The 14681-nt window shown below is 72.1% G+C and carries 14 protein-coding genes; 3 read left to right on the top strand and 11 right to left on the bottom strand.

Going from position 1 to position 14681, the window contains the following annotated elements:
• Positions 1 to 3582: a chromosome segregation protein SMC gene (gene smc, locus NAG42_RS00995; protein ID WP_250027300.1), complete on the bottom strand. Its 3582-nt coding sequence runs from the start codon at positions 3580 to 3582 to the stop codon at positions 1 to 3.
• 254 nt (positions 3583 to 3836) lie between these two features.
• On the bottom strand, positions 3837 to 4031 hold the full coding sequence (locus tag NAG42_RS01000) for a hypothetical protein (protein WP_097318386.1): 195 nt from the start codon (positions 4029 to 4031) through the stop codon (positions 3837 to 3839).
• A gap of 458 nt (positions 4032 to 4489) precedes the next feature.
• On the opposite strand from NAG42_RS01000, the gene NAG42_RS01005 reads away from it, so the two are divergent.
• Genes NAG42_RS01005 through NAG42_RS01015 form a run of 3 tightly spaced genes read left to right on the top strand, consistent with a single transcriptional unit; the run spans position 4490 to position 7937 of the window.
• Positions 4490 to 6034: a DUF3492 domain-containing protein gene (locus tag NAG42_RS01005; protein ID WP_250027301.1), complete on the top strand. Its 1545-nt coding sequence runs from the start codon at positions 4490 to 4492 to the stop codon at positions 6032 to 6034.
• Complete coding sequence (locus NAG42_RS01010; RefSeq protein ID WP_250027302.1) at positions 6031 to 7371, top strand: hypothetical protein; 1341 nt, start codon at positions 6031 to 6033, stop codon at positions 7369 to 7371. The genes NAG42_RS01005 and NAG42_RS01010 overlap by 4 nt, the downstream gene beginning before the upstream one ends.
• Entirely contained in the window at positions 7368 to 7937 is a 570-nt protein-coding gene (locus NAG42_RS01015; protein WP_250027303.1) for a spherulation-specific family 4 protein, read from the top strand. Before NAG42_RS01010 ends, NAG42_RS01015 begins: the two co-directional genes overlap by 4 nt.
• Here the strand turns inward: NAG42_RS01015 and mutM are convergent.
• The 9 genes from mutM to rsmD form a co-directional block, all read right to left on the bottom strand.
• Positions 7891 to 8745, bottom strand: coding sequence for a bifunctional DNA-formamidopyrimidine glycosylase/DNA-(apurinic or apyrimidinic site) lyase (mutM, locus tag NAG42_RS01020; protein WP_250027304.1), 855 nt, complete (start codon positions 8743 to 8745; stop codon positions 7891 to 7893). The two genes, NAG42_RS01015 and mutM, sit on opposite strands and share 47 nt — an antisense overlap.
• A 16-nt stretch (positions 8746 to 8761) precedes the next feature.
• Positions 8762 to 9934 (bottom strand): hypothetical protein, encoded by a 1173-nt coding sequence (locus NAG42_RS01025; protein ID WP_250027305.1) that lies wholly within the window; start codon positions 9932 to 9934, stop codon positions 8762 to 8764.
• Positions 9931 to 10782, bottom strand: coding sequence for a ribonuclease III (gene rnc, locus NAG42_RS01030; RefSeq protein ID WP_250027306.1), 852 nt, complete (start codon positions 10780 to 10782; stop codon positions 9931 to 9933). Before rnc ends, NAG42_RS01025 begins: the two co-directional genes overlap by 4 nt.
• The gene (locus tag NAG42_RS01035; protein ID WP_250027307.1) at positions 10779 to 11714 is read right to left on the bottom strand and encodes a phosphate acyltransferase PlsX; all 936 of its coding nucleotides are present in this window, start codon (positions 11712 to 11714) and stop codon (positions 10779 to 10781) included. Before NAG42_RS01035 ends, rnc begins: the two co-directional genes overlap by 4 nt.
• 80 nt (positions 11715 to 11794) lie before the next feature.
• Entirely contained in the window at positions 11795 to 11968 is a 174-nt protein-coding gene (gene rpmF, locus NAG42_RS01040) for a 50S ribosomal protein L32 (protein WP_097318372.1), read from the bottom strand.
• Between the two features lie 5 nt (positions 11969 to 11973).
• Positions 11974 to 12570 (bottom strand): YceD family protein, encoded by a 597-nt coding sequence (locus NAG42_RS01045; protein ID WP_250027308.1) that lies wholly within the window; start codon positions 12568 to 12570, stop codon positions 11974 to 11976.
• Positions 12571 to 12677: 107 nt separating this feature from the next.
• Entirely contained in the window at positions 12678 to 13175 is a 498-nt protein-coding gene (locus tag NAG42_RS01050) for an ATP synthase subunit B family protein (RefSeq protein WP_250027309.1), read from the bottom strand.
• Positions 13176 to 13298: 123 nt separating this feature from the next.
• Positions 13299 to 13778 (bottom strand): pantetheine-phosphate adenylyltransferase, encoded by a 480-nt coding sequence (gene coaD, locus NAG42_RS01055; protein ID WP_250027310.1) that lies wholly within the window; start codon positions 13776 to 13778, stop codon positions 13299 to 13301.
• The gene (gene rsmD / locus NAG42_RS01060; RefSeq protein ID WP_250027311.1) at positions 13775 to 14338 is read right to left on the bottom strand and encodes a 16S rRNA (guanine(966)-N(2))-methyltransferase RsmD; all 564 of its coding nucleotides are present in this window, start codon (positions 14336 to 14338) and stop codon (positions 13775 to 13777) included. Before rsmD ends, coaD begins: the two co-directional genes overlap by 4 nt.
• Positions 14339 to 14681 lie beyond the last annotated feature (343 nt).

Consider the following 14681-nt stretch of genomic DNA (forward strand, 5'->3'; position numbering starts at 1 on the left):
CTAGTCCTCCGGTTCGTGCTTGAGCCGCTGGCTGATCACCTGGGTCACACCAGCGCGCATGGTGACGCCGTAGAGGGCGTCGGCGACCTCCATGGTGCGCTTCTGGTGCGTGATGATCAAAAGCTGGCTCTTCTCCCGCAGCTGCGCGAAGAGCGTAATCAACCGGCCGAGGTTGACGTCGTCGAGGGCCGCCTCAACCTCGTCCATGATGTAGAAGGGCGAGGGGCGGGCCCGGAAGATGGCGCACAGCATCGCCACCGCGGTCAGCGAGCGCTCGCCACCGGAGAGCAGTGACAGCCGCTTGATCTTCTTGCCCGGTGGCCGCGCCTCGACCTCGACGCCGGTGGCCAGCATGTCCTCCGGGTCGGTGAGCACCAGCCGGCCCTCGCCGCCCGGGAAGAGCACCTGGAAGACGGTCTCGAACTCCCGCGCCGTGTCCTCGAACGCCGAGGTGAACACCTCGAGAATGCGGTCGTCTACATCCCGGACGACGGTGAGCAGGTCCTTGCGGGTGGCCTTGAGGTCTTCGAGCTGGTCGGAGAGGAACTTGAAACGCTCCTCGAGCGCGGCGAACTCCTCCAGCGCGAGCGGGTTGACCTTGCCGAGCAGGGCCAGGTCGCGCTCGGCCTTGTTGGCCCGCTTCTCCTGGGTCGGCCGGTGGAACATGACCGGCTCGGGAACGGGCTTGCCGTCCTTCTCGGCCAGCGCCACCTCGGCCTGCGTCGGCGGCACAAGCTGCTCGGGGCCGTACTCGACGATCAGCGTGTCGACATCGAGCGAGAAGTCCTCGGCCGCCTTGGCCTCGAGCTGCTCGATGCGCATCCGCTGCTCGGCCCGGGCCACCTCGTCGCGGTGCACCTCGCTGGTGAGCCGCTCCAGCTCGGTGACCAGCCGCTTGGCGCCGGCCCGCACCTCCTGCAGCTCGGCTTCGCGCAGCGTACGGGCCTGGGCCAGCTCATCGCGGACCTCGACCGCCCCGGCCAGCGACACCCGGACCCGGGCCAGCGCGGCCGCCGCACCCAGCGCGACCGCCCGGGCGATCTCGGCTCCCCGGGCGCGTGCGGCGCGGCGGGCCGCGGCCCGTTCCCGGGCCTGCCGCTCGGCGTTGGCCTGCCGCATCAGCGAGTCGGCACGACCGGCGATCGAGGAGACCCGTTCCTCGGCGGTGCGCACCGCGAGCCGGACCTCCATCTCGTTCTGCCGGGCCTGGGGCACGAGGGCGGCGAGCCGGTCGCGCTCCTCGGTGGACGGTTCCTCGTCGATCGGGGTGGCCTCGGCCAGACGCAGGCGCTCCTCGAGCTCGGCCACCCGCATCAGGTCGGCCTCCCGGGCCGACTCGGCCTTCTGCCGGGCGGCACCGAGACGTTCGGTCTCGGCCTTGGCCGAGCGGGCGGCCGCACCGAGCTCGGCCAGCCGGCGGGCGGCGGCATTGCGCTCACCCTCGGCGGCCCGCTTGGCGGCGGCCGCGACGTTCACCGCCTCCTTGTGCCCGGCCACCTCGGCCCGGGCCGCGGCCAGCTGCTCCTTGAGCTCGCCGATCGACTCCTCGGCGGCGGCCCGGCGGGCCTTGGCCTCGTCGACTGCCGCCTGCACCTCGAGATAGCTGGTGCCCTTGCCCGAGCCACCGGCCGCGGCGTACGCCCCGAGCACGTCACCGTCGGGAGTGACGGCCCGCAGCTCCGCGTTCGATGCGACCAACGCCACCGCCGCGGCGTGATCCGGCACGAGTACGACGTCCCGCAGCGCCCGGTTGAGGGCCGGCCGCACATTATCCGGGCAGCCGATCACGTCGGGCGCCCACACCGCACCGTCGGGCAGGGCCGGGCGCAGCGCGTCGAGCGACCCCTGCATGCCGGGACCAGCCGGCGACGCGACGACCAGGGCGGCTCGCCCGGCGTCGGCGATCTTCAGCGTCCGCATGGCCTCGACGGCCTCGTCCACGCCGGACAGAGCGACCGCGTCGGCCAGCGAGCCCAGCGCCGCGGCCAGCGCCGCCTCGTGTCCGGGCCGGACGGTCAGGATCGAGGCCAGGCTGCCCAGCAGGCCCGGCACCTCGCCCGCCTTGGCCAGCAGCGCCCCGGCGCCGTCCTTGCGCTTGAGGCCCAGCGCGAGTGCCTCCTCGCGAGCCTTCCAGCTGGCCGCGTCCTTCTCGGCCGTCCGCTCGGCGTCCGAGAGCTCCTTGACCACCGCCGCCGCCCGGTCGTGCCGGGCCACCGCCTCGGCGTGCCGCTCGTCCAGCTCGACGTTGTCCCGGTCGGCCTCGGACGACTCGGCCGCGACCGCGTCCACCTCGCCCTGCGCGGCCTCGGCGCGCATCATCGCGTCGGTGTGCGCGGCGGCCAGGCGCTCGATCTCGTCGGTCGCGCCCTCGGTGCGGGCACGCGCCGCGTTGACGTTGCCGGTGAGCTTGGCCAGCCCCTCGCGCCGGTCGGCGATCGCCTTGGCCGCCGTCCGCAGCGCGCCCTCGGCCGCGGCCAGCTCGCGTTCGAGCTCCTGCCGGTGCTCGATCGCCTCGGCCAGGCGCATCTGGTCGTCGGTGAGCGCCTCGCGCAGCTCTTCCTCCTGCTCGCGCACCCGCTCGGCCTCGGCCACCAGCTGGTCGGGGTCGCGGCCGGGCCGTTCCTCGTCCGGCGTGGCGGCCAGGTGGCGCAGCCGCTCGGCGGCGAGCTGCTCGGTCGAGCGGAAGCGCTCCTGCAGGGCCGACAACTTGTACCAGGTGTCCTGGGCGGCCTGCAGAAGCGGCGCGTCCTCGGCGTGCGCGAGCTCGAGGTCGGCCAGGTGCCGCTGCACCTCGCGGTTCTCGTCCTCGACCTGACCGCGGCGGTCGCGCATGGCCGACTCGTCGGCGATCTCCTTGTCGAGGGTGGTGCGCAGCGTGTGCAGGTCGTCGGCGAGCAGCCGGAGCCGGGCATCGCGCAGGTCAGCCTGGATGCCGGCCGCGCGCCGGGCCACCTCGGCCTGCTTGCCGAGCGGCTTGAGCTGGCGCCGCAGCTCGGCGGTGAGGTCGGTGAGCCGGTTGAGGTTCACCTGCATGGCGTCCAGCTTGCGGATCGCCTTTTCCTTGCGCTTGCGGTGCTTGAGGACGCCGGCCGCCTCCTCGATGAAGGCGCGGCGGTCCTCGGGCTTGGCGTGCAGCATGGCGTCGAGCCGGCCCTGGCCGACGATGATGTGCATCTCGCGGCCGATGCCGGAGTCGCTCAGCAGCTCCTGGATGTCGAGCAGCCGGCAGGCATTCCCGTTGATCTCGTACTCGCTGGCGCCGTCCCGGAACATGCGGCGGGTGATCGACACCTCGGTGTACTCGATCGGCAGAGCACCGTCGTTGTTGTCGATCGTGAGCGTCACCTCCGCCCGGCCCAGCGGCGCCCGGCCGGACGTGCCGGCGAAGATGACATCCTCCATCTTGCCGCCGCGCAGCGCCTTGGCGCCCTGCTCGCCGAGGACCCAGGCGATGGCGTCGACGACGTTCGACTTGCCGGAGCCGTTGGGGCCCACCACGCAGGTGATGCCCGGCTCCAGCCGCAGCGTCGTAGCGGAGGCGAAGGACTTGAAGCCCTTGACCGTCAGGCTCTTGAGGTGCACGGATCTCCGGGGGTCGGTCGTCTTTCTGCTTCGGCGCAGACTACCCCCGGCACGCCTCAGCAGCCGTAACCGCCGCTCCGCGTCGGCGCGAAACCGGACAAAAAGATGCGCGCCGCCACGGAGTGGAGGCGCGCGATTTCGGGGTGCGTCTTTGGTGCGGGGATCTTTTGGTGCGGGGATCTTCGGTGCGAGGGGATTGCGGTGGCCGCCGTGGTCGTCAGCGTGGGTCACACAGCCGCAGCGGCCGGTGTGACTCAGGTCAGCGCGGGCTCGGTCAGCCGCGCGAAATCGTCTGCCTCAGCGGCTGCCGCCGCCAGGCGATCATTCTCCGCCCGGAGACGGGTGACCTCGAACTCCAGGGACTGAACCCGGGAACGCAGACGGGTGACCTCGTCGAGCAGACGCCGATCGGGCGCTGCACCTACGTGGCCGAAGAGGGCCTTCGCCATGGTGACTCCTTGAGAAGCACTGCTTCTTCTTGTGGATAGCGTTGCCGGAGAGGCCGACCAACGCGCGCTCAGCACGCACCGCGGACTGCACTCAAGGGCACGCTTGAGCACAGAATCATGCACCCTAGGAATGTTTCTCAAGGTGCAGATCTCTCGTGCCCGACTGGAACCGGGCACGAGTGGGCGCGACTGGCGACTCCTCCATAGTCCGCCGATACCCAACTTCCGTCAAGCGCTGCGGAGGCGTCCCGTCGTAGCGAGGCAGTGAATCATGCCACCCGGTCGACTGTCAGTAAGTCCTCAGGTACGGCGAGCCGGTCGTCGTCACGTGTTTGATCTAGGCCGTAGAAAGACTTTTAACGGACAAATAGGGCGGCAAATCGGGTAAATGTCGCGTAAATCTGTCGCCTACCCGACAGGCTCCCTCGCCTTGGGCACGCTGTTTCGTTGCCCCCATCGTGAATCCCACCCCGCCGCGCGAGCGCATCTGCATGCTGACCGGCGGCGGGTACCCGTACCGCCGGGACGCCCTGAGCGGATGGTGCCGCACCCTCGTCGAGGGGCTGCGCCGGTTCCGCTTCGAGTTGCTGACCGTGACGGACCGGGAGCCGCCGTCCGCCCCCGCCTATCCGCTGCCGATGAACGTCGGCTCGGCTCGCGCCGTCGCCGTGGGGCGGGACGCGGCCAAGATCGGGAAACCCGAGAACCGGAACGAGCGCCGGTCGGAGCGCAACGAGCGCCGCCGCGCCGAGGCCGAGCTGAGCAAGAACGCCGCCACGCTGCTGTGCCGGGGGCTGATCGGCGAGCGGTCCGACGAGCAGACCTTCGCCGACGGGCTGCGCCGGGTGGCCGAGCGCCCGTCCGCGCTGTCCGCGCTTCCGCTGGCCGACGCGCTGGTCGAGGCCTGGCGTACGGGTCACGCCGAGGACGGCGATCCGCCGCTGCCCCGGCTCAGCATGCGCGACGCCCGCACCGCGGCCACCCTGCTGCGGCACGCGCTCGGGGCGCTGACCGTCGACCTGCCCGAGTCCGACCTGGTGCACTGCATCGGGGGCACCACGCCGCTGCTCACCGCGCTGGCCGGGCGCTGGCGGCAGGGCGTCCCGCTGCTGCTCACCGAGGCCCGGACACCCGTCGCCCGGCACAAACCGCACGAGGAACGGCTGTCGCCAGCCGTGCGCACGGTGCTGCGCCGGTTCCGGGGATCGGTGGCCCGCACCGGTTACGCCGAGGCGGGACTGATCGCGCCGCTCAGCGCCTACCACCACAGCTGGGCCCTGCGGCACGGCGCCCAGGCGGCCAAGCTCGTGCAGGTCCCGGCCGGGGTCGACCCGTCGGAATACCCAGGGGTGGCCGAGCCCGAGTCGGACCCGGCGGTGGTCTGGGCCGGCAGCGGTGGCCCGGACAGTGGCCTGGCCGCGCTGCTGGCCGCGTTCGAGCAGGTCGTCGCGGCCGTGCCGGGCACGGTGCTGCACCTGGTCGGGGTGACGGCGGCCCACGAGGACTACTGCGCCGAGCTGATCGAGCGGACCGGGCTGGGGCGGACCGTACGCCTGCACCCGCTGCCGGCCGATCCCCGCGACCGATACACGCTCGGACACGTCGTGGCCCACGTGCCGGGGCCCGCCGACCCGCCGTACCGGCTGGTCGAGGCCATGATGTCGGGCCGCGCGGTGGTCGGGGTGGACGTGGGACCGGCCGCCGAGACGCTGGGTGACGCGGGCGTCCTGGTGCAGCCGGGCGACCCGGCCGAGCTCGCGATCGCCGTGGTCGGCCTGCTGCGGGCGCCGAACCGCCGCCGCGCCCTGGGTGACGCCGCCCGCCGCCGGGCGCTCACCCACTACACCAACGACCGGGTGGTCCGTGTCTACGGCGAGCTCTACGCCGATCTGGCGGCGCCGCCCCCGGCGGCCTCGTTCGAGCTGGCGCTGGCCGTGCCGGCCCCGCGCTGCGAGCCGCCGGTCACTCTGCGCTGGCTGGTCAGTGAAAGGCAGGACGGATGACCATCACCCCCGGACGGACACGCACTGCTTCCCGGCGTACGCGGTCACGCGTCCCGGCCCGGTCCCGGCACAGCCGGCCGCCCGCCCCGCCGAGGCCACCCTTCCTCGAGCCACCGGCCCCCGAACCGGTCGAAGTGCCGGAGACCGGCCTCGACGTCCGCTCCCACCGGGCCCCGGCCCGGCGCTCCTACCAGCGGGCCGCCTTGCTGCGTTGCGCCCTCTATCTGGGTCCGCTCAGCGTCGCCGCGGCCGCCGCCGACCCGCTCTCCCAGGTCGCCTGGCCCGTCCCGATGGTCACCCTGCTGCTCGGCTGGGCCGCCGCCCAGGCGCTGACCTGCACCGGCGTCGCGGCCGCGCGCCGGGCCGGACCGGCCGCCGCCGCCCGCCGGGTCGGCGCCGGCTTCGCGGCCACCGCCGGGCTGTGGTGCGCGCTGGTCTGGGTGGCGCCGGCCGCGGCGGTCGGCGCCGATCGGGGGCTGGCCCTGGTCGTCGGTCTGGGCGGGATCGGCACGCTGGCCACGGTCACCGCCGCCCTGGTGACGCGGACCGAGGCCGCCGTCGTCGTGTGGAGCCTGCCCTGCCTGCTGCTGGCCGCGTCGGCGCTGGCCGAGCCGCTGATCGGCCCGACCGCAAAGGTCGGCACCCTGCTCCCGGCGGCCATCGTGGTGGCTCTGGTCCGCGCGTTCCAGCCCGCCCTGCTCACCGACGGTCCCGGCCGCCGGCCCCGGCCCACCCCGGCCGAGCTGCGGCGGGCCGGCGGTTACCTGGTCATCGGGGCGTCCCAGGCGGTCTGCGTGGGGCTGGTCTGGCAGGCCGGCCCGTCCGGTTCGACCGCGCCCTTCTGGCTGCCGCTGCTGCTCGCGGTGCCCATCCTCGAGGCGCTGATCGGCTGGCACACCGGGCAGGTCGAGGCCGGGCTGGACACGGCCGAGAACGGCGCCGACTACCGCAAGCACGTGCGCGGCGTCACGCTGATCACGCTGGCCGGGCTGCTGCCGCCGTTCGCCGTGGGCGTCGCCCTGGCGCTGGCCGCCTATCAGCTGCCGGCCGCGAAGACCGCCGCCGTCGTGCTCGGGCTGGCCGGCGGCACCCTGCTGGGCGGGGTCTTCGCCGTCACCTACCTGCTGGCCGCGCGTTCCCGGACCGGTATCGCGGCCACCCTGGCCGCCGCCCCGCCCCTGGTCACCGTGGCCCTGCCGGTCCTTCCGCTGCCCTCGTCCGGTCCCCTGCCGGACGCCGTCGCCGTGCTCGCCGCCACCCACCTGGCCGGCCTGCTCATCGTCGCCCTGACCGCTCAACCCGCACCGACCGCCGACGACCCCCGGAGCACACCGTGAAGACCCTGTTCCCTCCGTACGCCCACCCGTCGCCCCAGCTCCCGCTCGACGGCGACACCTGGATCGTCCGCGAGGTGCCGGGCGAACGACGCTCCCTGCACCAGTCGCTGGGCCGCATCGACCTGGACTGGGGCAGCCGCTCGCTGGCCGACGTGCTGGCCGACGTGGACGCGTGGCGGGCCGACGGCGCCGAGGGGCTCTTCCTCGACCGGGCACCCGCGGGCTCGGGCGGGGTGGGCCCGGTCGCGCTGACCGTGCGCCTGGCCGCCCGCCGGGGACTGCACCGGGTGGTGCTCAACCCGGGGGTGCCGACCCATCCGCTCTACCGCGACCTGGGCGTGCGGATCTGCACGTTCGAGGGGCCGTGGTCGTCCTATCAGAACTGGGACGGCGACGGCTCCCGGCCCGGCGACGGGCACATCGTGCACGGTGTGCCGACCGCGATGCTCACCGCGGCCCGCCGGCTGATGGGGCGCCGCGGAGCCGGGTTCGGGCTGGCCACCGACGCCGGACCGTGCGTCAGCGCCGAATCGTACGCGGGCGGGGCTGGCAGCGGGGACAGCTGAACGAGGAGCGGTTCATGAACTGCTCGCGCCGGATCGGTGCGCCGCAGCGGTGGCACGGCTGCCCCTCGCGGCCGTACGCGTTGAGCGCACGGTCGAAGTAGCCGCTCTCGCCGTTCACGTTGACGTAGAGCTCGTCGAAGCTGGTGCCACCGGCGACGATCGCCTCGCCGAGCACGTCCCGGATGTGCGCGAGCAGACGCCGTACGGCGGGCCTGGTCAGTTGATCTGTCGGCCGCGCGCCGTGCAGCTGGGCCCGCCAGAGCGCCTCGTCGGCATAGATGTTGCCCACGCCCGAGATGAGGGTCTGATCGAGCACGGCCCGCTTGATCTCGGTGTGCTTGCCGCGCAGCCGGGCCACGAACGCCTCGTCGTCGAAGAGCGGGTCCATCGGGTCGCGGGCGATGTGCGCGATCTCGCCGGGCAGCTCGGCGCCACCCTCGGAGACGGACAGACCGCCGAACGTGCGCTGGTCGACGAAGCGCAGCTCGGCCCCGCCGTCGGTGAAGGTGAAGCGGATGCGCAGGTGCTTCTCGTCCTCGGCGTCGGACGGCTGCATGAGCAGCTGACCACTCATGCCGAGGTGGCCGATGATCGCGTCGCCCGAGTCGAGCGGCAGCCAGAGGTACTTGCCGCGGCGGGACACGTCGGTGATGGTCCGCCCGGTCAGCAGGGCGATGAAGTGCGCGTCACCGGTCAGGTGCCGGCGGATCGCGCGCGGGTGGTGCACCTCGACGGTGTGGATCGTGCGGCCGGCCACCCACTTGGCCAGCCCCTGCCGCACGGTCTCGACCTCGGGCAGCTCAGGCACTGCGTCTCCTCCGGACTCACAAGGTGTAGGGCCAGACGGTCACCAGATAGGCGCCGTACCAGAGACCGAACAAAGCCCAGGCCACGATCGATACCACCGCGACCCGCGGCCGGGCCCGGGCGGCGGCCACCGCGGCCGGGAGCAGAGTCAACAGTACGGGGGCCAGCAGGCGCGGCTTCGAGTGGTAGAACCCGGCCTGCCCATAGACCAGCACCATGGCGATGACGCCGTAGACGGCGAGCGGGGGCCACGGGCGCTGGGCCAGGGCGACCCCGGCCGCGGCCAGGGCGGCCAGCAGGATCAGGGCCACGCTGACCGGCACCCAGCCGTCGCCGGTGCTCAGCGTCGAGCTCACGAAGGACGCCGTGCTCGACCCTAAGTCGAAGGCGGTGCCCCAGCCCGCGGCCTGGATGCGGAACCACGCCGCCGGGTCACCGACCCGCCAGCCGACCCAGATGAGGAAGAGCGGCACTCCGGCCAGCGCCACCACCGCGGCGGTGATCGGCTGCCAGGCCTTCGCCCGCGACTCGCGGACCGCCAGCAGCGCGGCCACGGCCAGGGCGACGGCCGCGGCGGCGCCGGTCGGCCGGGTCAGTGCCGTGAGCAGTCCGAGGAGCCCGGCCGCCCACCACACACGCCGATGGGCGGCGACCAGCATCCCGGCCACCAGGGCCAGGAAGACCCCTTCCGAGTACGCCATCGAGAAGACGATCGCGACCGGGGCGCTGAAGCAGATGGCGACCAGCGCCCACCCGGTCCGCTTGCCGTAGAGCGACGTGCCGAGCAGGTGGACCGCGACGGCGGCCCCGATCGACGCCAGCCAGCTGACCATCAGGGCGGCCGTGGTGGCCGGGATGCCGAGCGCCGCCACCAGCCGGATGAGCATCGGGTAGACCGGGAAGAAGGCCAGCTCATTGCCCTGGAGCTGACCACCCTGATACGTGTAACCGTGCGGATAGCCGTCGACGGCGACCCGCAGGAACCAGCCCGCGTCCCAGACCAGCAGGCGGTCCCGGATGCCGATCGGGTCGTCGTCGGCCGCGTCGAGCCACCCCAGGATGATCAGCTGAGCCACGCGGGTCAGCGCGAAGATGCCGACCGCCAGGCCCACACCGCGCCAGGCGCCGGCCAGCTCCCAGAGCCGGGGGCGCTCGGCCTGTTCGGCTTCGTCCTCCACGGTCACGCTCACCGGCCGGCTTCGTCCCCGGGCTCGGCCTCGTCCCCCGGCTCGTCCCGCGGCTCGTCCCGCGGCTCGTCCCGCGGCTCGTCCCCCGGCTTGTCCCCCGGCTTGTCCCCGAGCTTGTCCAGCAGGCTGCCGTCGGGCTCGCTGGTGCGCTCGGTCAGGATCCGCCAGGCGGCCGCGGCGGCCCGCTGCTCGGCCTGCTTCTTGCTGCGGCCCTCGGAGCCGCCGTAGCGCTCGCCGGCCACCACCACCCAGGCGGTGAAGGTCTTGGCGTGGTCGGGGCCGGAATCCTCGATCACGTAGTCGGGCACCCCGAGACCGAGCGCCGCGGTGAGCTCCTGCAGGCTGGTCTTCCAGTCGAGCGCGGCGCCGCGACCGGCCGACTCGGCCATCAGCGGGTCGAAGAGCTTGTGGATCACCTCGCCCGCGACGTCCAGGCCGTGCTCCAGATAGATCGCGCCGAGCAGCGCCTCCAGCGTGTCGGCCAGGATGCTCGCCTTGTCGCGCCCGCCGGTCGTCTCCTCGCCCTTGCCGAGCAGCAGGTGCCGGCCCAGCCCGTACTCGCCCAGGCCGCGGGCCACGTCGGCCAGCGCGTGCATGTTGACCACGCTGGCCCGCAGCTTGGCCAGTTGCCCCTCGGGCAGGTCGGGGTGGTTGTGGAAGAGCGCCGAGGTGATCACGACGCCGAGCACCGAGTCGCCCAGGAACTCGAGGCGCTCGTTGGTCGGCAGCCCACCGTTCTCGTACGCGTAGGAGCGGTGGGTCAGGGCCCGCTCGAGCAGATCCGGCTCGAGGGGGACGCCGAAGGCCTCCTCCAGGGGCAGGGTCGGCGGCCGGCGGCGCTTGTCGTTCATAAAACACCTCGGTGTGTTTCGATCTCGGCCATCGCCGCGACCGCGGCTTGGCGATGAAGCTGGGCGGCGAAGGCGATCCCGGCGGCGAGCTCCGGGCCGGTGGCGGCACCGTGGCAGACGACCACGGTGCCCTCGACACCGAGCAGCAGGGCGGCGCGGACCGGGGTGTCGGGCTGTGGTGGGCCGAGTTCGGCGTACACCGTCTCCAGGCCCTTGAGCAGCACGTTCCCGGTGAAGCCGTCGGTCACGACGACATCGGCGACGGTGCCGGTGACCACGTCGTTGCCCTCGATCAGGCCGACGTAGCGGCCCCCGCCGGGCAGGTCGAGCTCGGCCAGCAGGGGTGGGAGGGCGCGGCGGAGGCGGTCGCCCTTGCCGCGCTCGGTGCCGATGGTGAGCAGTCCGACGCGGGGCTCGGCCAGGCCGTGGACCACCGACGCGTACGCGGAACCGAGCCGGGCGTGCATGGCGACGGTCTCCTCGTCGGGGTCGACCGACGAGCCCACGTCGAGCAGGACGATCCGCCCGGCCAGCGTGGGCAGCACGGCGGCCAGCGGGGGACGGCGCACGCCGGGACGGCGGCCCAGGCCGAGGGCGGCCGAGGTCACGGTGGCTCCGGTGTTGCCGGCCGAGATCACCGCGTCGGCCGCGCCCTGGGCGACGGCCAGCACGGCGGAGCGCACCCCGGACTCGACCCAGCTCTCCACCCGGTCACCGGGGGCGATGGGCAGCGTGCTGATCCTCGCGTGATCGGCCGGTGGGAGGGCGCCAAGAATCTCGTCGGCTGCTTCCAGCGGGCCGACGAGCAGCAGGTGCAGGGCCGGATCGGCCTGACAGGCGAGCAGAGCGCCGTCAACCACGACGGCGGGAGCATGGTCCCCGCCGAGGAGGTCGACGGCGATCCGCGCGGTGCCCGGCTGTCCGACAGTCACCTGTCGGGCAGCCGGGGCACCGCTCGGTCGCTGGTGCTCAGGCGCGACCCGCCCGTTCGGGCGAGTCACTTAGAAGAGGCTCAGACCTCGAGGACCTGGCGGCCGTTGTAGGTGCCGCAGACCCCGCACGCAGTGTGCGGCAGGTGCGGCGACTTGCACTGGGGGCAGGCCACGGTCTGGACCGCGGTCGCCTTCCAGTTCGCCCGGCGGGACCGGGTGTTGCTGCGCGACATCTTGCGCTTGGGGACGGCCACGGTACCTACTCCTCAGAATCTTGCTGCGGCGAAGCCGTTTGGGACGGCTCAGTCGAAATGGTGCGCAAAGCGGCCCAACGGGCGTCGACGACCTCGTGGCTGTGATCGGCCGGAAGGTCGTCGAAGTGCACCCCGCACTCGGGGCACAGGCCGGGACAGTCCGGCCGGCACAGCGGGTTGGTCGGCAGCATCAAAACCACCGCGTCCCGCAAAGCCGGCTCCAGGTCGAGCAGGTCGCCCTGCATCCGGCCCACCTCGTCCTCGTCCGTCGTCTCCTCGGTGGTGCTGTCCGCATAGGCGAACAACTCCGCGATCTTGACCTCGAAGGACTCGTTGATCTCGTTGAGGCAGCGACCGCACTCGCCGGTGAGCGAACCGCGGGCGCTACCGCTGACATAGACCCCCTCGGAGACCGACGTGAGCGTCATGTCGAGCTCGACGTCCGACCCCTCGAGGACCGAGATCAGCTCCAAGCCGAGGTCCTTCGGTGCCGGGATCACCCTTTTCAGGGCACGCGTCGCACCAGGCTGCCGTGGAAGTTTCGTCGTGTCGACGACGAGCGGCTGCCTGGGGTCCAGGTGTGACTGTGGTGACTTGGGCATCGTTATTCCTCAGCCATGGGTAGGCCGACAGGAAAGGTTACCTGAGCTGCCGCCGTACCGTCGAATCCGGGTCATGTGCGCCCGGACTCCTGACGGGCCGGGCTCTGTTAGAACGGCAGAGGACGCTCGCTGTCTTCCCCCTGGAAGGTTCCGATCTCGCGGAGCGCGTGCATTTTGTCGCGGCCGCGCTCTATCGAGGCCAGCGCCCTGGTCAGGAACTGCTCGAAGTTGGCCAGTGCGGTGTCGACGTAGTCGTCGACCTCCTCACGCAGGCGCTGGGCCTCGGTGCGGGCCTCGGCCACGATACGGGCGCCCTCGTGCTCGGACGAGACGGTGATCTCGTTGACCGAGACCAGCCGGGCGTGTTCGGTCTCACCCTCGCTGATGATGCGGTCGGCCTCACGGCGGCCGGCCTCGATGATCCGGTCGCGCTCCTCGAGCACCGCGGCGGCCTTGCGCAGCTCGGACGGCAACTCGGCACGCAGGTCGTCGAGACGTTCGATCATCTCGGCCCGGTCGTACATGAAGTTGGTCCGCGACATGGGCACGGAGCGGGACTCCTGCACGATTTCGATGATCTCGTCGATGCGGTCGAGCGGATCCACCGGTGCTCTCCTGTCCTGAACTCGCCCTTGACCTGAACTCGCCCTTGGCCTGAACTCGCCACGCAGGGTGGTGCGATCACGTTACTGCGTCACCGCCGTGGCCGCGTCGGGCACGCCGAGCGGTCAATTCTGCTTGAGGCGGGTGACCAATCGCTCGCCGACGAAGTCCGGCACGTACGCCGAGGCGTCGCCACCCCACTTCACGACATCCTTGACGAGGCTCGACGAGAGGAAAGAGTAGAGCGGGTTGGTCGGCATGAAGAGGGTCTCCACGCCGGAGAGCCCGATGTTCATCTGCGCCATCTGCAACTCGTAGTCGAAGTCGCTGACCGCCCGCAGGCCCTTGATCACCACGGCCGCGCCCTGGGACCGGCAGAAGTCGACGAGCAGGCCGTGGAACGAGGCGACCCGGACATTCTCGTACGAGGCGGTGGCCTGGCCGAGCATCTCGATCCGTTCCTCGATCGTGAAGAGGCCGGTCTTCGACTGGTTGATCAGCACGCCGATGATCACCTCGTCGAACAGCCGGCTGGCCCGGCCGACGATGTCGAGGTGGCCGTTGGTGACCGGGTCGAAGGAGCCGGGACACACCGCTCGTCTCATGATCGGCGACCGTACCAAAGTGTGGTCTCGCCGTAACGGCGACTGCGGTCCGCAGTGATGCCGTCCACCCAGGTCACCGCGCCTCCGCGGGTGGCCCGCTCGAGGACGATCACCGCGCCGGGAGCCAGCCAGCCGAAGTCGATCATAGATTGCTGCACGTCGATGAGGTCGCGGTCGGTCACGTCGTACGGCGGGTCGGCGAACACGACGTCGTAGGCACCGCCGTCGGGCGGGCCGGCCACCACCTGGGCCACCTTGCCGGTGATCAGCCGGGCGGCGTTGCCGACCCGGAGCGTCACGATGTTGTCGCGGATCGTGCGCGCGGCGCGGGCGTCGGCCTCGACCAGAAGGGTGTGCGCGGCCCCCCGGGAGAGCGCCTCGAGACCGACCGCCCCCGAACCGGCGTAAAGGTCGGCGAACCGGACGTCCTCCAGGTCGATCATGGAGTCGAGCGCACTGAAGAACGCCTCGCGGACCCGATCCGTCGTCGGGCGAGTCAGCGCACCGGCCGGTGCGGACAGTCGGCGGCCGCCGTGCGCGCCCGCGATGATCCTGGTCATGAGCCCTCGCGTGGGTCTGCGGTGAACACGACTCGAAGCTACTTCACTGCTTACCGACCGCGACCGCCGAGTGAACAATTCCGCATCGGACGGCGACTGTGAGCATCGATCCGATTCCGTTCGGTCCATGGAAAATCACGGATCCGCATCAAGACCTTTAAGGGGCTCTGAGGGATTTCCCAGATTCCCGTAAGTCGTTATGGTCAGGCGCTGTTGCCGACACTCCACCGATTGTCGGCCGACGACGCGGGGAGGCGTCGTCGCAGGCCATCGCCCCTTTACCGCCGGCGACCGGCCCGCGCCGCTTCCTTGTGCCGTACCCCTGATTTCCCCAGACAGGAGT

The sequence above is a fragment of the Paractinoplanes maris genome (assembly GCF_023544465.1).
GTDB lineage: Bacteria > Actinomycetota > Actinomycetes > Mycobacteriales > Micromonosporaceae > Actinoplanes > Actinoplanes maris.